The sequence below is a fragment of the Pseudomonas sp. NPDC087612 genome, from assembly GCF_044743505.1.
In the GTDB taxonomy this organism is placed as follows: domain Bacteria; phylum Pseudomonadota; class Gammaproteobacteria; order Pseudomonadales; family Pseudomonadaceae; genus Aquipseudomonas.
On the sequence record NZ_JBIUWO010000002.1, the window covers coordinates 227,520 to 247,133 of the forward strand.

Here is a 19,614-nt window from a genome sequence, read left to right on the forward strand (position 1 = left end):
GTTTACCGGCTGCGCGCGGGCGCCCAATACTTTTGTCATTACAACAAGAGAGGTGGTCTGCGATGAATGCCGATATCGAACAGTTCCAGCGTGACGGTGCAGTGGTCTTGCGTGGCGTGTTCCGCGACTGGATCGAACCGCTGCGCGAAGGTTTTGAACAGAACCTGGCCGCGCCCAGCGCCTTTGCCATCGAGAACGTCGGCAGTGGCGAAGGCGGGCGCTTCTTCGAGGATTACTGCAACTGGCAACGCATCCCGGCATTCAAGGACTTCGTGCTCAACTCGCCCGCTGCGGCGCTTGCCGGGGCGCTGATGCAGTCGCGGCAAGTGCAGGTGTTCCATGAACACATCCTGGTCAAGGAGCCGGGCACCTCCAAGCCCACGCCCTGGCACCAGGACCTGCCGTACTACTGCGTCGACGGCCTGCAAACCGCCAGCTACTGGATACCGCTGGACCCGGTCACCCGCCACAACACCTTGAGTGTGGTCCTCGGCTCCCATCGCTGGCCCAAGCCGGTTCGGCCCAAGAGCTGGGCCAGCAACAAGGATTTCTATGGCGCCACCGATGCCGGCTCCGGTGAAAGCCTGTTCATGGACATGCCGGACGTGGAGAACGGCGAATACCAGATTCTTTCGCCGGAGCTTGAGCCAGGTGATGCGGTGGTGTTCGATTTTCGTACCGTGCATGGCGCCGCCGGCAACAACGGCAGCAACCGCCGCCGGGCCTTCTCGACGCGCTTCATGGGTGATGACGTGCGCTATATCCAGCGGCCCGGCCGGACCTCACCGCCGTTTCCGGGGATTGACCTGAAGAGCGGCGATCGCATGCGCGAGGATTGGTTTCCGGTGGTGTGGGCGCGGTCTTAAGGGGGGCTGGCAGGAGCGAGCTTGCCTGGCGATGCGATGTGGCAGGTAGATCGCTATCGCGGGTCAAGCCCGCTCCCACAGGTATTGCGGGTTACTTAAGATGGGCGACGATCTCGTCCTTGATCTTCAGGCGTTCCTTGCGTAGCCGGGTGACGGTGTCATCGGCGGCGCTATTGTTCTCGGCATCGACGACTTCGGCGTCTTTGCGGTTGTAGTCTTCATGCAGCTGACTCAGCCGCGGGTCGTGTTGTTTCTTCTCGATGAACTGGTCCTTGGTCAGATTCAAGTCTGCGAGTAAATCGTGCTTGACCGGCATTTCTTCACCTCTCCGGGGTTTGTGGGGTGGAAGTCATGAACTTAGAGGATAGTCGGCTTTGCCGGGTTTCGCGGCTGAGGTAGTCTGTTGCAACATTTGCCCCGCCCAGGACTCCGTGCAATGCCTCATCTTCATGTGGAATACAGCGACAACCTGAAAAACCTCGAGGTCGACCGCCTGTTGCTGCGCCTTAACCACGCCCTGGTCGGCAGCGGCCAGTTCGCCGAAGAGCTGGACATCAAGAGCCGCGCCGTGGCCCTGGCCAGTTTTCGCGTGGGCGTGGCGCCGGTGGAGCGTGCGTTCGCCCACATCAAGCTGGCGATCCTCAGCGGCCGTTCGGCCGAGATCAAACGCCAGCTGTCGGCGAGCCTGCTGGAGGTGCTCAAGGAGGCCGTGCCAGGCACGCCGGGGCTGGACATCCAGCTGTGCGTCGAGGTAATCGATATTGATCGCGATTCCTATTCAAAAGTGCACCTGCCGGGGTAAACAGGCGTGTGCCTGAACACACGCTGAACGTCATACTTAAATAGACGCCAAGCGACTATTTGTTGGCGTCTTTTTCACAAAAAATTGATGACTGGCTACTTAAAGTTCGGGCTGTTTCCAGGTAGTGCCGCAACGGCACTGTTCCCGACGTTTAAATAAGCGAACCATCATGTTCAAGGTCAAACCCCTGCGGGCCGAATGGGTCACGTTGATTGCCAGCCTGTACCTGTTGATTGGCTTCAACTCGTTATTGTGGCAACACCTGGCCTCGGTGCTTGCCACCGATGCCCACGGCCTGCTGCTGCGCGCGGCCTTTGGGGTGATGATCCTCTGTGCGTTCAACCTGGTATTGACCCTGCTGGCCTTCAGGCCGCTGCTCAAACCGCTGCTGATTACCTTGTTCATGGTCAGTGCCGCAGTGGCGTACTTCATGAGCCAGTACGGGGTAATGATCGATGTCGGCATGCTGCGCAATGCCATGGAGACGAATGCCACGGAAGTGCGTGACCTGCTCTCGATTAAACTTTTTTTATATATAACGTTTTTAGGTGTCTTGCCTTCTTTGTTGTTGTACAAGACGCCGGTTTTATACCGTAACTGGGTCCGTGAATTGTTCGGCAAGTTACTCGCCAGTGTCGCCTGTGTTGTGGTGCTGGGCGCCGTCGCGCTGATCAACTACCAGGGCCTGGCTTCGCTGTTTCGCAATCACCATGAAATCCGCCTGCTGCTGGTGCCGAGCAATTTTGTCGGCGCCTCCCTGGGCTATGTCGGCGAGCGCGTTGGCAGCGCCGCCAAGCCGTTTCGCGCCATCGGCGAGGACGCCAGGCTCGACGTCGCCTGGCAGCAACGTACGCGCAAGTCGCTGACTGTGCTGGTGGTCGGCGAGAGCGCGCGGGCGCCGAACTTCGGGGTGCTCGGCTATGGCCGTGACACCACACCGCAACTGAGCCAGGAAAAGGGCCTGATCGCCTTCACCGACGTGCACTCCTGCGGCACCGAAACCGCCGTGTCGGTGCCGTGCATGTTCTCCGGCTTCACCCGCAAGGATTACGACGCCAGCACCGCAAAAAACCAGGAAGGCCTGCTCGATGTGCTGCAGCGGGCCGGGCTGGCGGTGCGCTGGCGTGATAACCAGTCTGGCTGCAAGGGCACTTGCGACCGGGTGGTGTTCGAGGATGTCAGCAACCTCAAGGACCCGGCGCTGTGCGCCGATGACGAGTGCCGCGACGAGATCCTGCTCAAGGGCCTGGACAGCTTCATCGACAACCTGCAACAGGACACCGTGCTGGTCCTGCACCAGATGGGCAGCCACGGGCCGGACTACTACAAACGCTACCCCAAAGAATATGAACATTTCACCCCGGTGTGCCGCAGCAATGCCCTCAACCAGTGCAGCCAGGAGAGCATCGTCAACGCCTATGACAACACCCTGGTGTACACCGACCATGTCCTGGCTTCGCTGATCGACCTCTTGCGCAGCAAGCAGGACAAGGTCGACACCGCCATGCTGTACCTCTCCGACCACGGCGAATCGCTCGGTGAGTACAACCTGTACCTGCATGGCACGCCGTACATGCTGGCGCCGGAGCAGCAAAAACACGTGCCGCTGCTAGCGTGGTTCTCCGACAGTTACAAGGCCAGCTTCGGCGTCGACAGCGACTGCCTGCAGAAGGCCCGTAATCAACCGCTGAGCCAGGACAATCTGTTCCATTCCATGCTCGGCCTGCTGCAGGTGCACACCGCCCTGTACAAGCCGCAGTTGGACCTGTTCGCCAGTTGCCGGCCGATGTTGGCCCGGCACTGATCACAGGCGCGGTAGCGGCGGCAGGGATAGCGGTCGAGTGGTTTCCCGACGATGGCCTGCGCCGTATATACTGCGCGCCATTGTTTGTGGGAGAGCCTTGTGGCCATTGATATTCACTGGATTTGCGATGACCGCAGCCTGGCAGAGCATTGCCAGCAGTGGCGCACGCTGCCCTTCGTGGCACTCGACACCGAGTTCATGCGGGTCGATACCTTTTATCCGAAAGCCGGTTTGATCCAGGTCGGCGACGGGGCACGGGCCTACCTGATCGATCCGCTGCGCATCGGCGACTGGCAGCCGCTGGCCGGCCTGCTCGAAGATCCGCAGGTGATCAAGGTCCTGCATGCCTGCAGCGAAGACCTCGAAGTGCTGTCGCGCCTGACCGGCAGCCTGCCGGCGCCGTTGTTCGACACCCAGCTGGCCGCCGGTTACCTCAACCTGGGTTTCTCCATGGGCTATTCGCGCCTGGTCCAGGAAGTGCTGGGCATCGACCTGCCCAAGGGTGAAACCCGCTCCGACTGGCTGCAACGCCCGCTGTCGGACACCCAGGTCAGCTACGCCGCCGAAGACGCCGTGCACCTGGCCGAACTGTACGAGCGCCTGCGCCCGCAATTGTCGGATGACAAGAACGCCTGGGTGCTTGAAGACGGCGCCGAACTGGTTGCCCAGCTGCGCCGCGAAACCGATCCCCTTGAGCTATACCGCGAAGCCAAGCTGGCCTGGAAGCTGTCGCGTGCGCAACTGGCGGTACTGCGCGAGCTGTGCGCCTGGCGCGAGCGCGAGGCGCGTGCGCGCGACCTGCCGCGCAACCGCATCGTGCGTGAAAACGCCTTGTGGCCGATGGCCCGCACCCAGCCCGACTCGCTGTCGGCGCTGGCCAAGATCGAAGACATGCACCCGCGCACCATTCGTCAGGATGGCGAGTTTTTGCTCGGCCTGATCAAGCAGGCCGCCAGTCTGCCGCCAGAGCAATGGCCGCCGGCGGTGCCCGAGCCGCTGCCGATCGAAGCCTCGGCGCTGCTCAAGCAACTGCGCGCCATCGGCCAGGCCGAGGCCGAGCGCCTGAACATCGCCCCCGAGCTGATGCTGCGCAAGAAAACCCTGGAACTGCTGCTCAAGAGCGGCTACCCCAACGGACCCTATCAACTCCCCGAGTCGCTGCGCGGCTGGCGCCGTGAGCGCATGGGGCAGGCGCTGCTTGATTGCCTGGCGGGCGCCGGAGACCAACCATGAAACGTATCTGCTCGATCTACAAGAGCCCGCGCAAGAACGAAATGTACCTGTACGTGCTCAAGGCCGACGGCCTGGAGCGCGTGCCCGAAGGCCTGCTGCCGTTCTTTGGCAAGCCCGTGCATGCCTTCGACCTGGTCCTGAGCCCGGAGCGCCAGCTGGCCCGCGAAGATATTGCCAAGGTCCTGGAAAACCTCGAACAGCAGGGTTACCACCTGCAAATGCCACCGGCCGAGGACGAGTACATCGAGCACCTGCCAGAAGAGCTGCTGCGTCGCAACGACCCGGTCTGATCCCCCTCTTTGTCGCGCCGCCAGCCCCTGGCGGCTTGCGCCGTTACCCAAGGTTGCAATGAACATGCGTGTTTTGATCGCTGAACAGGATCATGCCCTCTACGCTCGGCTGTTGCGCGAGATGGCACCGGACCTGGAGGTCCTGAACAGTGGCGATTCGGCCGAGCTTGCGCGGATGGCCGCCGCCAGCCCGGTGTGGCTGGGCCAGCCGGACCTGCTGGCGACCTTGCTGCGCCAGGGTCATCAGCCGCAGTGGCTGCAGTCGACCTGGGCCGGCATCACCCCGCTGCTGGCAGACGGCCTGCAGCGCGACTACCGCCTGACCCGGGCGGTGGGCATCTTTGGCCAGGTCATGGCCGAGTATGTGCTCACCTACATGCTTGGCCACGAGCGCGAGGTACTGGCGCGCCTGGTCAGCCAGGTCGAGCGCAAGTGGGATGACCGCCCCGGACGCAGCCTGCAAGGGCGCCGGGCGCTGATCGTCGGCACCGGTGATATCGGCCAGCAGGTGGCGCAGTTTCTGGTTCCGTTTGGCGTGCAGTTGTACGGCATCGCCAGCCAGCCGCGTGAGCAGGCGCCGTTTATCGAAGTGGCCGGCCTTGACGACCTGGGCCGTCTGGTCGGCGAGGTCGATTATGTCATCAACCTGCTGCCCGATACCCCGGCAACCCATGACCTGTACGACGCCGCGTTGTTTCAGCGCTTCAACCCCGAGGCGCTGTTCATCAATGCCGGGCGCGGTGTGGCGGTGGTCGATGGCGACCTCGTCGAGGCTTTGAAGAAAGGCCATCTGGCCGGTGCGGTGATCGATGTCTGTCGCCAGGAGCCGCTGCCCCAGCGCCATCCGTTCTGGACCGCCTGGGGCTTGCTGCTGACCGGGCACAGCTCGGCACCGACATCGCCTTCGGCGATGGTGCGCTTGTTTGTCGAGAACCTGCGGGCGTATCAGGCGGGTCAAGGGCTGCGCGGGGAAGTGGACTTTCAGCGCGGCTATTAAAAGTCTCGACTTGACCCGCGAAACCCATCAAAGGCTGAAATCACCCTCAGCCGCCAACTCGCTCAACGGCCGCCGCGGGCTCGGCACTTCCCGCGCCTGCAAGCCTTCGGCCAGGGTCGACTTGTCGCCCAGCTTGCCGATCGCCACTGCCGCGTGCAGGGCGTAGCCTTCGGGGATCTTCAGCTCCTTGCGGGTCAGTTCCTGGTCGAAACCGGCCATGCCATGGGTGTGCCAGCCGCTCAGGCTCGCCTGCAACGCCAGGTGTCCCCAGGCCGAGCCGGTGTCGAAGGTGTGCCACAGGGCCGGGGTTTCTTCGCTGGCGCCCGGCGCGGTGAAGCTGGTTTTGGAAATGATGATCACCAGCGCCGAGGCGTGCTGGGCCCAGCTGCGATTGAACTCGTTGAGCAAGCCAAGGAAGCGTTCCCAGTTCGGCGTATCGCGGCGGGCATAGAGGAAGCGCCAGGGCTGCGAGTTGTAGGCCGAAGGTGCCCAGCGTGCGGCTTCAAGGAAGCTCAGCAGGGTGGCCTGGTCGATCGGCTCGGCGGTGAAGGCGCGCGGCGACCAGCGCTGGATGAACTGTTCGTTGATGGCATGATCGGCAACGCGAGGATTTGCACTCATCAATAGTTCCTGAAGTTGGGTAGGTGACCGCTGGTCAAACTACTGTGTCATATGAGCGCTGACAAGCGGTCTGGCAATGGCCGGTGACAGGCCCTAGACTGGCGCCGCCGCGCCGCCGCATACGAATTGAAACAGGACACCCGCGACATGACTGCCAACGCCAATCCATTCTGGATGCGTAAAACCCTCGAGCAACTCGACCCGCAAGAGTGGGAGTCGCTGTGTGACGGCTGTGGCCTGTGCTGCCTGCAAAAGCTTGAAGATGAAGACGACAACAGCGTCTATTACACGCGTATCGCCTGCAAGTTGCTGGACCTCAAGACCTGCCAGTGCAGCGATTACCCGCAGCGGATGCAGATCGTACCCGACTGCATCCAGCTCACGCCGGGCAAGGCCGACCAGTTCAAATGGCTGCCGACCACCTGCGGTTACCGCCTGGTCAGCGAGGGCAAGGATCTGCCCGACTGGCATCACCTGGTGTGTGGCGACCGCGAGCAGGTGCACAAGCAACGGATTTCACAATCCGGGCGCATGCTCAGCGAAGACAGCGTCGATGAAGACGACTGGGAAGACTATCTGATTTTCCGCGCCGGCTGAGCCTCGCAGAGGGTTGTCGGAGATCGCGTTTGGCGGAACAAGGAGTTTCTGTATGCGTGTGCGTTGCCATGGGTGGCTGGTGCTGGGCCTGCTGGCCAGTTCGCCGGCCTGGGCGAAAAAAGTCGATCTGGATTACCACGTGCGCTTGCTGCCACAAAGCGAGCAGGCCGAAGTGCGCCTCACCCTGGCCGATGGCGCCAGCGTGCGCAGCCTGGACTTCGACCTGGGCAAGGACGGCGCCTACAGCGAGTTCAAGGCCGACGGCCAGTGGCAGCTGCAGGGCGACGATCAGCGTGGCCACTGGCAACCGGCGCCGGGCAAAAGCCAGCTCACCTACAAGGTACGCCTGAGCCAGCGGCTCAAGGGCGGCGCTTATGAAACCCGCATGACCCCGGACTGGGCGCTGTTTCGCGGCGATGACCTGGTGCCGCCGGCACGCCTGGACCAGCACGACGGCACCGAACTGGTGGCACGCCTGAGCTTTGAGCTGCCCAAGGGCTGGAAAAGCGTCGAGACGCCGTGGCCGCGCATCGGCAAGCAGCGTTTTCGCATCGACAACGTTTCGCGCCTGTTCGACCGCCCGACCGGCTGGATGCTCGCCGGCACCGTCGGCACCCGCCGCGCGCGCCTGGGCGAAACCGAAGTCAGTGTCGCCGCACCCCAAGGCCAGGGCATGCGCCGGCTGGACAACCTGACCCTGCTGACCTTCGTCTGGCCACAGCTGCAGGCAGTGTTCCCGCGCAACCCGCCCAAGCTGTTGCTGGTGGGCGCCCGCGATGAACTGTGGCGCGGCGCTCGCGCCGGGCACAACTCCATCTACCTGCACAGCAGCCGTCCGTTGGTCGCTGAGAACGGCTCAAGCCCGGTGCTGCGCGAGCTGGTGCATGTGTTTGCGCAAATCAATGATCGCGAGGCCAGCGACTGGATCAGCGAAAGCCTGGCCGAGTACTACGCCAGCGAACTGCTGCGCCGCGCTGGCGGCATGACCGACGAGCGTTACCAGGCCCTGCAGGCGAGCCTTGAACGCAGTGGCAAGAAGGTCAGCAGCTTGCGCGGCGAGCAGGTCGACAGCGCGGTGATCGCCCGTGGCGTGCTGCTGTTGCGCGCACTTGACCAGGAAATCCGCCTGCACACCCACAACCAGCGCTCACTGGACGATGTCACCCGGGCGATGATGCGCCTGAACAGCGTCAGCACCGCCGAGTTCATCCAGCTCAGCGAAAGCGTGCTGGGCAAGTCGTCCGAGGTGCTGCAGAGCAAGCTGCTGCGTTAAGGCTTGGGGTCATTGAGCGCGTCGGTGCCGGTCACCGTGGTGCCACGGGTAGCGGCTTCGGCGTTGGCCTTGAGCGCTTGCAGCTCGGCGCCGCTGCGTTCGATCTTGCTGCGGATGTTGTCCAGGTCGCTGCGGCCGCGCTCGATCAGGCTTTTCACCGAGCTGTGGCCGGTGATGCCACGGGCCAGGGCAACCCCGCCGATGGCCACCTGAATCAAGCCGAACAGGCCGCCACGGCGCAGGCCCTTGCCGACCATGATCACCCCGGTGGCAACCGAACCTGCGCGCTCCCAGCCGTGGACATTCTGATCGCTGGCCATATGCGCGGAATTGGCCGGGATAAGCGTCTGTTTCTCGGTCATGGTCATTCTCCAGTAGGGACGATGGTCTACAGCAGACCGCCGGGCAGGGCGGGCTGTTCAGTCGGCTTACTTGAATTTCGGCCCGGAGCGGGTGTTCAGGCCCTTGGCCAGGCGGTCGTAGAGCACCACGTTGACGGTGGCGGCAAGGTTCATGCAACCGTTGGTCGGGATGTAGATGGTCTCTTCGCACCAGGCCCGCACACTCGGGTCGAGGGAGCCGTCTTCGGGGCCGAAGATATAGATCGCGCGGTCCGGGTGGGTGTACTCGGGCAGCGGCCGGGCGCCGTCGACCAGCTCCACTGCCACCGGCGTGCAGCCCAGGGGGATGATCTTCTGCAGGTCGTCGATACCGATCAGCGGAATGTCGTAGTGCACCCGCTTGGTGTCGGTGACGAAGTCGCGGGCGCGCTCATAGCGCTTGCCGGTGTAGAACACCGAGTTGACGCCGTAGCAACCCGCGGCGCGCATCACCGAACCGACGTTCTCTGCTGACTTGGGGTTGAACAGACCAATGCAGCTGTACCGTTTGTTCGCCACGTGCCGGGGCCCTTCGCAAAAAAGACGCGATTATACGGGCTTGCCGGCGACTGTGGGCGCTTCAGTCCTTCTTCAGCATCCCGGCCAGGGCCGCAAACGGATTGTGGGTGGCCTTGGCGATGCTCGGGCTGCTGGTCGAGCCTTCGCTGAAGTACTGCTGGTCGGTATAGCGCGAGTGCTCGTTGTCGTGACAGTACAGGCACAGCAGCTCCCAGTTGGAACCGTCCTGGGGGTTGTTGTCGTGGTTGTGGTCACGGTGGTGCACGGTCAGCTCGCTCAGGCGCTTGCCGGCGAACTCGCGGGCGCAGCGGCCACACACGTGCGGGTACATGCGCAGGGCCTTGTCGCGGTAGCCCATTTCCTTGTCGCGCTTGGCGTCGGCGAGGATGCGGTCTAGCCGTGCGGTGGCGGCGGCAGAGGATGACGAACTCATGGGATTACCTTTTCTCGGGCTTGTTACGGTTATGCCTTGAAGTTTAGCCCGATGGCGGGCAATTCGGACAGGCAAACCGTGCGCGGTGGGAGTAGCCTGTAGCCAGGACCCTCAGGAGCCTGCGCATGCGTTACGCGATCATTGCCGTACTGATCTGTGCCAGCCTGCAAAGCACCGTGGCCGCCGAGCTGCAACCGCGGCTGGCCACGCCGGTGCCGGGGGCGCCGGGCACCGCCACGCCAACGCCCTATCCGCAGGTGACGCCAAGTACGCCGCCGCGGGCCGGTGATGCGCGACCGGGCTCGCCATTGCTGCCGCCGATGCCGCTGCCCGCTCCGCCCAAGGACCAGCCGTTGCCCGGCCTGAGTCCGAACTACAGCAAGGGCAAGGGCGGCTAGACCTGCTGCGCCAGACGCTGGCCGTCCTGCATGCGCAGGCGCCGCGACAAGGCCACGGCCAGGGCGCGGATGATCTTGGCGGCGATCTTCGGGGCGTCGTTGAGCATCTTTTCCAGCGAGTCCTTGCCCAGGTTGAGCAGTTGGCAGTCGCTGGCGGCAATGCAACTGGCCGAGCGCCGTTCACCGTCGAGCACGGCCATTTCGCCGAAGGCACGGCCCTTGCGCAGGGTGGCGATTTCGACCTGGCGCTGCTCGGCGTCGGTCTTGCGTACCGACACCACGCCGTGGTGGATGATGCACATGAAGGTGCCGGCATCGCCTTCGCGGAAAATTTCTTCACCTTCGCTCATGCTGCTGATGCTGAAATAGCCGGCGGCGGCCTGGAAGTCGACAGGCAGCAACTGGTCGAACAGGCCGCAGTCCATGAGCATGTCGCGGATTTCGTTGTTGAGGTGGGTGGGTTCAGGCATTGACGTCGTTCTTTTAGTTTTGTGGTGTCTGATAATCGCGGGTCAAGCCCGCTCCTACAGGGGCGGGCGGTGACTCAGACAACAAATTTTCCGATTTACACCACGCCCAGCACGTTAAATACGAACGCATACTCCAGCGCCACATCGCGCAGCCCTTGGTAGCGCCCGCTCATGCCGCCGTGGCCGGCGCCCATTTCGGTCTTGAGCAGCAGCAGGTTGTCGTCGGTCTTGGTCACCCGCAGCCGCGCCACCCACTTGGCCGCTTCCCAGTACTGCACGCGGCTGTCGTTGTAACCGGCGATCACCAGCAGGGCAGGGTAGGCCTGGGCGCGGACGTTTTCATACGGTGCGTAGGCCTTGATCCGCTCGTACACCTCGGGTTCTTCGGGGTTGCCCCACTCGTCGTATTCGGTGACGGTCAGCGGCAGTTCCGGGTCGAGCATGGTGTTGAGCACGTCGACGAACGGCACTTCGGCAATCGCCGCCTTGAATAGCTCCGGGCGCTGGTTCAGTACCGCGCCGATCAGCAGGCCACCGGCGCTGCCGCCGCTGATCGCCAGTTGCCCGGCGCAGGTAACGCCCTGGGCGATCAGGTGTTCGGCGCAGGCGATGAAGTCGCCGAAGGTGTTGTGCTTGTGCTCCTGCTTGCCGGCGCGGTACCAGGCTTCACCCAGCTCGCCGCCGCCACGCACGTGGGCGATGGCAAAGGCCACGCCGCGTTCGAGCAGGCTCAGGCGGGCGTGGGAGAACCACGGGTCGAGGCTTTCGCCATAGGCGCCATAACCGTACAGGTACAGCGGCACCGGCTTGCCGACGTCGGCGCGGCGCTGCACCAGGCTGATCGGCACCTGGGTGCCGTCGGCGGCAGTGGCCCACAGGCGCTGGCTGACGTAGGCATCCGGGTCGAACGGGCCGAGCACCGGGGTTTGCTTGAGCACTTGCTGGGCGCCGCTGGCCAGCTCCAGTTGGCGTACCTGGGCCGGGCGGTTGAGCGACTGGTAACGCAGGCGGATGCGCGGGCTGACGAACTCCAGGCTGTCCTGCACGTACAAGCTGTAGGCAGCGTCTGGCAGCTCGACGCGGTAGGCCGGCAGGCCTTGTGGGCGCACCTCGATGATCGGCAGGCCGCCTTCGCGCAGGCTCAGGGTCAGGGCGCTGGCGTTGAGGGTCAGGCCTTCGAGCATCACCGTGTCGCGGTGGGCCACCAGCAGTTGCCATTGTTCGCGGCTCGGTACGCTATCGGCTTGGGCCTGGTACAGGGCGAAGTTGATGCCGTCCTGGTTGCTGCGGATGAACCAGCGCCACTGGCCTTCTAGCTGGCCGTGGTCAGGGTAGTACTCGTGGCCCTCGACCCGCGGCGCCAGGCAGGTGAAGGCCTGCTCGGGATGTTCAGCGTCGAGCACCCAGGCTTCGCTGGTGGTCTTGCTGTTGAGCAGCAGGATCAGCTGGCGCTCGGAGCTGGCGCGGTAGCAGTGCAGAAAGAAACGACCGTCGGTTTCTTCATACACGGGTGCAACGCTGCCGCTGCCCAGGCGATGGCGCAACAGCTTGTGCGGGCGATGGGTGTCGTCCAGCTCGGCGAAGAACAGCGTCTGGTTGTCGTTGGCCCAGGTCATGCTGCCGTCGCAGTCCTCGAACGGCAGTTGCTCGATGGCGCCGCTGGCCAGTTCCTTGACGTACAGGGTGTAGATTTCGTCGCCCGTGGTGTCCAGGCTGTAGGCCAGGCGCTGGTGGTCGGGGCTGATGCTGAAGGCACCGAGGGACAGAAAGCCGCCCTGGGCCAGTTCATTGGGGTCGAGCAGCAGCTCTTCGCGGCTTTCATCGACCGTGTTGGAATCGTCGGCCGGGCGCGGGCAGCGGTAATGGCGGGCGTATTCGTCGCCAGCGGTGGTGCGCGTGTAGTACAGGTACGGGCCCCAGGGCGAGGGCAGCGACAGGTCGGTCTCGAGGATGCGCGCCTTGATCTCTTCGAACAGTTGCTCGCGCAGCGGCGCCTGAGCGGCCAGCTGCGCCTCTTGATAGGCGTTCTCGGCGTTCAGGTACGCCAGCACCTCGGGGGTGTCGCGCTGCTGCAGCCAGGCATAGGGATCGGCACCTTCGGCCTTGCGGGCAATCGGGGCACGGGGAGCGGTGGCGTCTGCGGACATGCGGGGTTCTCTTGGCTGGGGGGCGCCTGCGCGCGGAAAAGTGTTTATCATAAGCGTCTATTTGCCTAGCTTGCCACGGACACCATGACCGAGAACGACTATCTGCTCGCCTGGGGCCTCTACGCCCTTGCCGCCTTGGGATGCCTGCTGGTGGGCTTTCGCCTGACCTCATGGATGTGGCGCTGGTTGCGCGAACCGCTGCGGGTGTTGATGGCGGTGCTGCTGCTGACCCCGACCATTGTCGACCCGGTGAAAGAAAAGTTCGCCCCGGCCATCGCCATTGCCGCCCTCGACACCCTGTTCAAGGTCGGCAACAACGCCCTGCGCGCCGCAGCCGACCTGGCCATGTACGGCATGATTGCCTTTGCCCTGTATGCGCTGTTCGTGCTCATCCGCTGGCCGCTCGAGCGCCGTGCCAGGGCCCGCCGCGAGCAGGCGCAAGCCGCCGCGCAACGTGAAGCGGACGAGCCTGTGAGCGATGAGCCGTTCGCCGCCGAGCGCAGCGACCGCTACCGTAACCCGCCACCTGCAGCGCCGCTGGGCGGCAGTGGCACGCGGGTCGAGCCGCGCCTGTAGCCTTTGCCCGGAGCAGCCAAGCATGTGTGAATTACTGGGCATGAGCGCCAATGTGCCGACCGACATCGTTTTCAGCTTCACCGGGCTGATGCAGCGCGGCGGGCGCACCGGCCCGCACCGTGACGGCTGGGGCATCGCCTTCTACGAAGGCCGTGGCCTGCGCCTGTTCCAGGACCCGGCGGCGAGCTGCGAGTCGGAAGTCGCCAACCTGGTGCAGCGCTACCCGATCAAGAGCGAGGTGGTGATCGGCCACATTCGCCAGGCCAACGTCGGCAAGGTCTGCCTGTCCAACACCCATCCGTTCGTGCGCGAGCTGTGGGGGCGCAACTGGTGCTTTGCGCACAACGGCCAGCTCGGCGAGTTCAAGGGCCAGGCGACCTTCTATCGGCCGGTTGGCGACACCGACAGCGAAGCGGCGTTTTGCGACCTGCTCAACCGCGTGCGCGAAGCCTTCCCCGAACCGGTCGAGGTCGAGCAATTGCTGCCGGTGCTGGTCGAGGCCTGCGCCGAATACCGTGGCAAGGGCGTGTTCAACTGCCTGTTCAGCGATGGCGACTGGCTGTTCTGCTTCTGTTCGACCAAGCTGGTGCACATCACCCGCCGAGCGCCGTTTGGCCCGGCACGGCTGAAGGACGTCGACATGATCGTCGACTTCCAGGCCGAAACCACCCCTAACGATGTGGTCACGGTGATCGCCACCGAGGCCCTCACCGAGAACGAAACCTGGCATCGCTACGCACCTGGCCAGTGGGCCCTGTGGCGCCGTGGCGAATGCATCGCCGAAGGCCAGGCCAGCTAAGGATCAGCCCATGTTCAGAAGTTACCTGCGCTTGCTGTTGTTTACCTGCGGTTTGCTGGTCGGGCTGCAGGTGCCGGGCTATATCGTCGATTACAGCCAGCGGGTCGAGGCGCACCTGCTTGAATCACGCGAAGGCCTCAAGGGTTTTGAAGACACCGCCAAGCGCTTCTTCAACGGCGACCTGCAGGCCTTGGTGCGCCATTACCGCAGCAGCGACGACCCGGTGTTCACCAGCGATGCCAACAGCATCGAGAGCCTGTTGATCCGCAATCGCCAGTTCGAGCAGGAATGGCAGATCGTGCAGGGCCCGTGGCTGGCGAAAACCTGGCATGTGCTGGTTACCGCCAACCCGCAACTGCGCGAAGAAACCCTCAACGCTTACCGCTACCAGATTCTGCTTAACCCCGAGGCCCTGGCCTGGGGCCTGAGCTGCGCGCTGCTGCTGGCGCTGGTGGTCGAAAGCCTGCTGCTGTTGCTCGGCTGGGTGGCCCTCGGCGGGCGGCGCAAGGCGGTGCAGGAGAGCTGGCGCTAAACCAGCACGATGCGCTGCGGCCCGGCATCGCGGGCGTAGCGCTCCAGCACGTTGCGGCACAGTTGCACCACCTCGTCGACCAGCTCGACGCCGGTCTGCCAGGCCACCACCAGCTCCAGGCTCGGTGGCTGCCGGGCCAGCGGCAGCAGGATCAGCTCGCCACGGGCCAGTTCCTCGCTGACCAGCGCCGGTGGCAGGGCGCCAATACCAAAACCATCACGCAACAGCCGGGTGATCGCCGCCACCGAGTTCACGCAGTTCAGCCGTGGCGCGCCGACCCCTTCGGCCTGCAGCAGGCTGAGCACTTCCTGGTGCGGGCGGGAATTTTTCGAAAAGGTCACGATGCGCTCGCGGGCCAGGTCCGCCAGCGAGGCGTAGTCGCGGTTGTAGATTGACTGGCTGGCGACGATCCAGCCCATGGGGTAGCGCGCCAGGTCCAGGCTGCGGATGCTTTCCTGGCGCAACAGGTCGGTTTGCAGGATTACATCGAGAAAGCCTTTTTGCAGTTGTTCGCGCAAGTTAAGCGCTGTATCGGCGATCAACTCGATTTCCACCTGCGGGTAGCGCTCCATCAACTCCGCCACCAGCGGGCTCATCCAGGTGTGGATTACCGTGTCCATCACGCCGATGCGAATCCGCCCGACCTTGGCCCGGTCGCTGTCCAGCGATTGCTTGAGGGCCTTGGCGGTGTCGAGCATCTGTTCGGCGTACTCGAGCACCTTGCTGCCTTCCGGGGTCAGGCTCACGCCGCGTGAGTCGCGCAGCAGCAACCTGACCCCGAGATCGGCCTCAAGCGCGGCGATGCGGCTGGAGATCGAGGCCTGGGTGGTGAAGAGCTTTTCGGCGGTCAGGCGAAAACTCTTGAGGCGGGCAACCCAGACGAAGGTTTCGAGGAATTTGAGGTTCATGGCGCGCTCACTGATCAAGTTTTTCTTATGCCAGACAGCTGGTTTTTCTCGTTGGACGACAACCTGCGGGCGTCGAAAAATGATCCTCAAGCCGCGACACATATTGTCGTCGTTAAAACAATACCAACAAGCTGAGGCAACCATGAACCCATCGGGCGTGCAGCAACAGGTCAAAGCCAGGTCAGTGGCGGGGCCATTCGACTGGTACCGCAACATCAACAAGCAGGAACGCCGGACCTTCTGGAGCTGCAAGATCGGCTACGGCCTCGATGGCATGGACACGCAGATGCTCAGCTTCGTCATCCCCACCCTGATCGCCCTGTGGGGCATCAGCACCGCCGAGGCCGGGTTGATTCACACCAGCACCCTGATCGCCTCGGCCTTGGGCGGCTGGATCGCCGGTATCCTTTCCGACCGCATCGGCCGGGTGCGCACCCTGCAATTGACGGTGCTGTGGTTCGCCTTCTTCACCTTTCTTTGCGGTTTTGCCCAGAACTACGAGCAGTTGTTGATCGCCCGCACCCTGATGGGCTTCGGTTTTGGCGGCGAATGGACCGCCGGCGCCGTGCTGATCGGCGAAGTGATCCGCGCCCAGGACCGTGGCAAAGCGGTGGGCATGGTGCAGTCCGGCTGGGCCATCGGCTGGGGCCTGACGGCGATCCTGTATGCCGTGCTGTTTTCGCTGTTGCCGCCGGAAGATGCCTGGCGCGCACTGTTTTTGCTGGGCATCGTGCCAGCGGTGTTCGTGATTTTCGTTCGCCGCCTGGTCAAGGACCCGGAGATCTACCAGCAGGCCAAGGCCGCGGAAAAGACCGCAGCGCCGTCGCATTTTTATGAAATCTTCGCCCCGGGCATGCTCTTCACCACGATCCGCGCCTCGCTGCTGACCACCGGCGCCCTGGGCGGCTACTACGCCATCACCTCGTGGCTGCCAACCTTCCTCAAGAACGAGCGCGGCTTGAGCGTACTGGGCACCGGCGGCTACCTGGCGATGGTGATCTTCGGCTCCTACATCGGCTATGTGATCAGCGCCTACCTCACCGACCTGCTGGGCCGGAAAAAGAACTTCATCCTCTTCGCCGTCGGTTCGTTCATCATTGTCCTGCTCTACACCCAGATGCCGGTCAGCGACGGCGTCATGCTCTGGCTGGGCTTCCCCCTGGGCTTCTTCGCCTCGGGGATCTTCAGCGGCATGGGCGCGTTTCTCACCGAACTCTTCCCCACCCGCATCCGCGGCTCGGGCCAGGGCTTTTGCTACAACATCGGCCGCGCGCTGGCGGCGTTCTTCCCGCTGCTGATCGGCTTGCTGAGCCAGAAGATTCCCCTGGGCCTGGGCATCGGCGGATTTGCCGCAGTGTCCTACGGAGTGGTAATTCTGGCAGCCTTGAGCCTGCCGGAAACCCGCGGCAAACAATTAGAAGCCCATTAAGGCCGAGCCTGAAGGAGTGTCACACGTGAGCCGCCTGTTATTGAATTGCGATATGGGTGAAAGTTTTGGCAGCTGGACCATGGGCCTGGATGCCCAGGTCATGCCTTATGTTGATTGCGCCAACATTGCCTGCGGTTTTCATGCCGGCGACCCCGGGATCATGCGCAAGACCGTGGCCCTGGCCGTGGCCAGCCAGGTGCGCATCGGCGCCCATCCGGCCTACCCGGACCTGGCCGGCTTCGGCCGCCGCTCCATGGCCTGCAGCGCCGAAGAGATTCGCGACCTGCTGCATTACCAGATCGGCGCCCTGGACGGCATTTGCCGTACCCAGGGTACCCGGGTTGTCTACGTCAAACCCCACGGCGCGCTGTACAACGACATGATGGCCGAGCCGCTCAAGCTGCGTGCCGTGCTCGAGGCCGTGGCCGCCTATGACCGGCAACTGCCGCTGATGCTGATGGCCACCGCCGACAACAGCGCGGCCCAGGCCTTGGGCGATGAGTACGGTGTAACCCTGTGGTTCGAAGCCTTTGCCGACCGCGCCTACGACGCCAGCGGCCACTTGCTGTCGCGGCGCTTGCCGGGGGCGGTGCACCATGATCCGGCGATGATTGTCGAGCAGGCCCTGCGCCTGGCCCGCGGCGAGGCGCTGAGCGCCAGCGATGGCAGCGCGTTGCTGCTGCAGGCCGATACCCTGTGCGTGCATGGCGACAACGACAGCTCGATCGCCGCCGTGCGGCAGATCCGCCAGGCCCTCGATGCCCAGGCGGTGCCATGAATTACCGAATTGAAGTGGTGGCCATCGACTGCCTGATGGTGCGCCTGTTCGACCAGATCGATGAAGGCAACATGCCCTGGCTGCTTGCCGCCAGCCAGCGCCTGCGCAGTGCCTTTGCCGGGCGCCTGGTCGACCTGGTGCCGTCCTATACCACGCTGATGGTGCATTTCGACCTGCTCCAGCTGTCGCCGGCCGAGGCCCAGGCCTGTATTCGGCAAGCGCTCACCGACCTGCAGCCGGACCCTGGCAGCGCAGGCCGCCAGCACGAAATTCCGGTGTGGTATGACCCGAGTGTCGGCCCGGAGCTTCAACTGCTGGCCGAGCGTTGCAACACATCGGTGGCCGACATCATTCGCCGCCACAGCGAGCGTGAGTACCAGGTGTTCGCCCTGGGCTTTGCCCCCGGCTTCGCCTTCATGGGCCTGGTCGAACAAGCCCTGGCCGCGCCGCGCCTGGCCACCCCGCGCAAACGCGTGGCGGCCGGCAGCGTGGGCATTGCCGAGCGCCAGACCGCCGCCTATCCGGCAGTCTCGCCTGGCGGCTGGAACCTGATCGGGCGCACCCCGAGCAAGCTTTTTGACCGTCAGCGCGACGGCTACAGCTTGTTGCAACCAGGCGACCGGGTGCGCTTCGTGGCGGTTGAGCGCGCCACCTTCATCAACCTGGGCGGCGACGATACCCCGCTGGAGGTCCAGGCATGAGCCGCTTGTCGATCGAGGCCAGCACGCCGCTGTGCCTGCTGCAGGATGCCGGGCGCTTTGGCGTGCGCCACCTGGGCGTGACCCAGGGCGGGGCGCTGGACTGGGTGTCGATGCGCTGGGCCAACTGGCTGCTGGGCAACGCACCCGAGGCCGTGGTGGTCGAGGTCACCCTCGGTGGTTTCAGCCTGATTGCCGAGCAGGACTGTTGCCTGGCCCTGGCCGGCGCCGACCTCGACGCACGCCTCGATGGCCAGCCGCTCAAGCCCTGGCGCAGCTTCAGCATGGGCAAGGGCCAGCGCCTGCGCCTGAATGCGCCGCTGCATGGCGCCCGTGCCTACATCGCTGCGCCGGGTGGCTTCAAGGCGCCGCAGGTACTGGGCAGTTGTGCCAGCGTGGTACGTGAAGCGCTCGGCGGGCTGGATGGTTTGGGCTCGCCGCTGGCCAAGGGGCAAGCGCTGGAATACGCCGGTGTGGCAGCGGCGCTCAAAGAAGTGCCGGAGGCGTTGTGGCCGGACTTTACCGACAGGTCGCCGCTTGATCTGTTGCTCGGCGCGCAGATCGGCGATTTTAGCGGCACGAGCCTGTTCGAAGCGTTCAACCGTGACTGGACCCTCGACAGCCGGGCCGATCGCATGGGCATTCGCTTGCTCGGGCCGGTGTTGCACTACCAGGGGCCGACGATGATTTCCGAGGGGATTGCGTTGGGCGCGGTGCAGGTGCCGCCGGATGGCCAGCCGATCGTGCTGCTCAATGATCGTCAGACCATTGGTGGCTATCCGCGATTGGGGGCGTTGACGCCGTTGGCGTTGGCGCGGCTGGCGCAATTGCTGCCGGGGAGTGTAGTGCGCTTCAGGCCGGTGGTGCAGGAGATGGCGTGGCTTGAGCAGCGGGCGTTTCTTGAAAGGTTTGTTGGCTGAGCGGGCCTCATCGCGGGTCAAGCCCGCTCCTACAGTAGGTTGGAGCGGGCGTGTGCACCCCATGGAGTCAATTGACAAAAACCCAAAACCAAAAACAAAACCCCCAAAAGGAACCCGGAAAAAACCACCACGCAAAAAACAGCC

Annotated in this window: 24 protein-coding genes; 16 read left to right on the top strand and 8 right to left on the bottom strand. The window is 64.0% G+C overall.

The genetic code is table 11. From position 1 onward, the window contains the following. The first annotated feature begins 62 nt into the window (after positions 1 to 62). On the top strand, positions 63 to 866 hold the full coding sequence (locus ACIOVF_RS04640; protein ID WP_093386256.1) for a phytanoyl-CoA dioxygenase family protein: 804 nt from the start codon (positions 63 to 65) through the stop codon (positions 864 to 866). A 91-nt stretch (positions 867 to 957) separates the two neighbouring features. Here ACIOVF_RS04640 and ACIOVF_RS04645 read toward each other — a convergent pair whose 3' ends face one another. Beyond that, positions 958 to 1,182 (bottom strand): YdcH family protein, encoded by a 225-nt coding sequence (locus tag ACIOVF_RS04645; RefSeq protein ID WP_045193487.1) that lies wholly within the window; start codon positions 1,180 to 1,182, stop codon positions 958 to 960. Positions 1,183 to 1,302: 120 nt separating this feature from the next. Here ACIOVF_RS04645 and ACIOVF_RS04650 point away from each other — a divergent pair, with 120 nt between their 5' ends. The 5 genes from ACIOVF_RS04650 (at position 1,303) to ACIOVF_RS04670 (ending at position 5,992) form a co-directional block, all read left to right on the top strand. Further along, positions 1,303 to 1,668 (top strand): 5-carboxymethyl-2-hydroxymuconate Delta-isomerase, encoded by a 366-nt coding sequence (locus ACIOVF_RS04650; protein WP_045193486.1) that lies wholly within the window; start codon positions 1,303 to 1,305, stop codon positions 1,666 to 1,668. A gap of 169 nt (positions 1,669 to 1,837) precedes the next feature. After that, positions 1,838 to 3,472 (top strand): phosphoethanolamine transferase, encoded by a 1,635-nt coding sequence (locus ACIOVF_RS04655; protein ID WP_401287874.1) that lies wholly within the window; start codon positions 1,838 to 1,840, stop codon positions 3,470 to 3,472. 99 nt (positions 3,473 to 3,571) lie between these two features. Continuing rightward, positions 3,572 to 4,705 carry a ribonuclease D gene (gene rnd, locus ACIOVF_RS04660; protein ID WP_045193484.1) on the top strand — a complete coding sequence of 378 codons (1,134 nt, stop codon included), beginning with the start codon at positions 3,572 to 3,574 and terminating at the stop codon, positions 4,703 to 4,705. After that, positions 4,702 to 4,995 (top strand): YcgL domain-containing protein, encoded by a 294-nt coding sequence (locus ACIOVF_RS04665; protein ID WP_045193483.1) that lies wholly within the window; start codon positions 4,702 to 4,704, stop codon positions 4,993 to 4,995. Before rnd ends, ACIOVF_RS04665 begins: the two co-directional genes overlap by 4 nt. 64 nt (positions 4,996 to 5,059) lie before the next feature. Beyond that, a complete protein-coding gene (locus ACIOVF_RS04670; protein ID WP_045193705.1) occupies positions 5,060 to 5,992 on the top strand; it encodes a D-2-hydroxyacid dehydrogenase in 933 nt (310 codons plus the stop codon). Between the two features lie 27 nt (positions 5,993 to 6,019). On the opposite strand, the gene ACIOVF_RS04675 is transcribed toward ACIOVF_RS04670, so the two are convergent. After that, the gene (locus ACIOVF_RS04675) at positions 6,020 to 6,613 is read right to left on the bottom strand and encodes a nitroreductase family protein (protein ID WP_045193482.1); all 594 of its coding nucleotides are present in this window, start codon (positions 6,611 to 6,613) and stop codon (positions 6,020 to 6,022) included. A gap of 147 nt (positions 6,614 to 6,760) precedes the next feature. Here ACIOVF_RS04675 and ACIOVF_RS04680 point away from each other — a divergent pair, with 147 nt between their 5' ends. Continuing rightward, on the top strand, positions 6,761 to 7,210 hold the full coding sequence (locus ACIOVF_RS04680) for a YcgN family cysteine cluster protein (protein WP_045193480.1): 450 nt from the start codon (positions 6,761 to 6,763) through the stop codon (positions 7,208 to 7,210). Positions 7,211 to 7,268: 58 nt separating this feature from the next. Beyond that, a complete protein-coding gene (locus tag ACIOVF_RS04685; protein WP_195885962.1) occupies positions 7,269 to 8,483 on the top strand; it encodes a hypothetical protein in 1,215 nt (404 codons plus the stop codon). Here ACIOVF_RS04685 and ACIOVF_RS04690 read toward each other — a convergent pair. From ACIOVF_RS04690 to ACIOVF_RS04700, 3 genes are all read right to left on the bottom strand, one after another. Further along, positions 8,480 to 8,845 carry a DUF2892 domain-containing protein gene (locus ACIOVF_RS04690; protein ID WP_401287880.1) on the bottom strand — a complete coding sequence of 122 codons (366 nt, stop codon included), beginning with the start codon at positions 8,843 to 8,845 and terminating at the stop codon, positions 8,480 to 8,482. The genes ACIOVF_RS04685 and ACIOVF_RS04690 overlap by 4 nt on opposite strands. Positions 8,846 to 8,911: 66 nt before the next feature. Beyond that, positions 8,912 to 9,382: an RNA methyltransferase gene (locus tag ACIOVF_RS04695; protein ID WP_010223125.1), complete on the bottom strand. Its 471-nt coding sequence runs from the start codon at positions 9,380 to 9,382 to the stop codon at positions 8,912 to 8,914. Between the two features lie 61 nt (positions 9,383 to 9,443). After that, a complete protein-coding gene (locus ACIOVF_RS04700; RefSeq protein ID WP_038996595.1) occupies positions 9,444 to 9,815 on the bottom strand; it encodes a YajD family HNH nuclease in 372 nt (123 codons plus the stop codon). Positions 9,816 to 9,940: 125 nt separating this feature from the next. Between ACIOVF_RS04700 and ACIOVF_RS04705 the strand changes: the two genes are divergently transcribed. Beyond that, a complete protein-coding gene (locus ACIOVF_RS04705; RefSeq protein WP_045193478.1) occupies positions 9,941 to 10,213 on the top strand; it encodes a hypothetical protein in 273 nt (90 codons plus the stop codon). On the opposite strand, the gene ACIOVF_RS04710 is transcribed toward ACIOVF_RS04705, so the two are convergent. Both ACIOVF_RS04710 and ACIOVF_RS04715 read right to left on the bottom strand, forming a co-directional pair. Next, entirely contained in the window at positions 10,210 to 10,683 is a 474-nt protein-coding gene (locus tag ACIOVF_RS04710) for a cyclic nucleotide-binding domain-containing protein (protein ID WP_045193477.1), read from the bottom strand. The two genes, ACIOVF_RS04705 and ACIOVF_RS04710, sit on opposite strands and share 4 nt — an antisense overlap. 95 nt (positions 10,684 to 10,778) lie before the next feature. Further along, positions 10,779 to 12,830, bottom strand: coding sequence for a S9 family peptidase (locus ACIOVF_RS04715; protein WP_093386205.1), 2,052 nt, complete (start codon positions 12,828 to 12,830; stop codon positions 10,779 to 10,781). 84 nt (positions 12,831 to 12,914) lie between these two features. Between ACIOVF_RS04715 and ACIOVF_RS04720 the strand changes: the two genes are divergently transcribed. Genes ACIOVF_RS04720 through ACIOVF_RS04730 form a run of 3 tightly spaced genes read left to right on the top strand, consistent with a single transcriptional unit; the run spans position 12,915 to position 14,737 of the window. Continuing rightward, the gene (locus ACIOVF_RS04720; RefSeq protein WP_045193475.1) at positions 12,915 to 13,406 is read left to right on the top strand and encodes a hypothetical protein; all 492 of its coding nucleotides are present in this window, start codon (positions 12,915 to 12,917) and stop codon (positions 13,404 to 13,406) included. 22 nt (positions 13,407 to 13,428) lie between these two features. After that, positions 13,429 to 14,205, top strand: a complete 777-nt coding sequence (locus ACIOVF_RS04725) for a class II glutamine amidotransferase (RefSeq protein WP_045193474.1) — start codon at positions 13,429 to 13,431, stop codon at positions 14,203 to 14,205. Between the two features lie 10 nt (positions 14,206 to 14,215). Continuing rightward, the gene (locus ACIOVF_RS04730; protein WP_093386196.1) at positions 14,216 to 14,737 is read left to right on the top strand and encodes a DUF2937 family protein; all 522 of its coding nucleotides are present in this window, start codon (positions 14,216 to 14,218) and stop codon (positions 14,735 to 14,737) included. On the opposite strand, the gene ACIOVF_RS04735 is transcribed toward ACIOVF_RS04730, so the two are convergent. Then, positions 14,734 to 15,645: a LysR family transcriptional regulator gene (locus ACIOVF_RS04735; RefSeq protein ID WP_045193472.1), complete on the bottom strand. Its 912-nt coding sequence runs from the start codon at positions 15,643 to 15,645 to the stop codon at positions 14,734 to 14,736. The two genes, ACIOVF_RS04730 and ACIOVF_RS04735, sit on opposite strands and share 4 nt — an antisense overlap. Before the next feature lie 142 nt (positions 15,646 to 15,787). Here ACIOVF_RS04735 and ACIOVF_RS04740 point away from each other — a divergent pair, with 142 nt between their 5' ends. The 4 genes from ACIOVF_RS04740 to ACIOVF_RS04755 are packed head-to-tail and all read left to right on the top strand — an operon-like array spanning position 15,788 to position 19,470. Then, a complete protein-coding gene (locus tag ACIOVF_RS04740) occupies positions 15,788 to 17,074 on the top strand; it encodes an MFS transporter (RefSeq protein ID WP_045193471.1) in 1,287 nt (428 codons plus the stop codon). A gap of 25 nt (positions 17,075 to 17,099) precedes the next feature. Further along, the gene (locus ACIOVF_RS04745; RefSeq protein WP_401287889.1) at positions 17,100 to 17,852 is read left to right on the top strand and encodes a 5-oxoprolinase subunit PxpA; all 753 of its coding nucleotides are present in this window, start codon (positions 17,100 to 17,102) and stop codon (positions 17,850 to 17,852) included. Continuing rightward, entirely contained in the window at positions 17,849 to 18,553 is a 705-nt protein-coding gene (gene pxpB / locus ACIOVF_RS04750; protein ID WP_401287892.1) for a 5-oxoprolinase subunit PxpB, read from the top strand. Before ACIOVF_RS04745 ends, pxpB begins: the two co-directional genes overlap by 4 nt. Then, entirely contained in the window at positions 18,550 to 19,470 is a 921-nt protein-coding gene (locus ACIOVF_RS04755; protein WP_401287895.1) for a biotin-dependent carboxyltransferase family protein, read from the top strand. The genes pxpB and ACIOVF_RS04755 overlap by 4 nt, the downstream gene beginning before the upstream one ends. The last annotated feature ends 144 nt before the right edge of the window (positions 19,471 to 19,614 follow it).